Source organism: Cryobacterium sp. 10I5 (assembly GCF_035019865.1).
Classification (GTDB): Bacteria; Actinomycetota; Actinomycetes; order Actinomycetales; family Microbacteriaceae; genus Cryobacterium; species Cryobacterium breve_A.
The window spans coordinates 1-224 of record NZ_JASJVI010000250.1 but is presented as its reverse complement, the minus strand read 5'-3'; the positions used below and the strand labels follow the sequence as shown (position 1 = coordinate 224).

Sequence of the window (224 nt, the reverse complement as noted above, 5' to 3'; positions counted from 1 at the left end):
ATGGCGTCGAGAGTTGTGTTGAAAGAGCGCGAGAACTTGTTCTGGGTTCGGGTTCGCGAGGGGATGTCGGCGGCGGCCGCGTGTGAGTCTGTGGGAGTGAATCGCAGACAGGGATACCGGTGGATCAAGGCCGCTGGCGGGCGAATTCCCGTTCCAGCCGTGGCCTCTTCGGGGCGCTATATGGGTCAAGAGGAGCGTCTACGCATCGCGGATCTGCGGCTGGG

1 protein-coding gene is annotated in these 224 nt (G+C 62.9%); it reads left to right on the top strand.

Annotated features, from left to right (window positions below; genetic code table 11):
- On the top strand, positions 1-224 hold a 224-nt coding region (locus tag QN350_RS20085), incomplete at its 3' end, for a helix-turn-helix domain-containing protein (protein WP_369125173.1).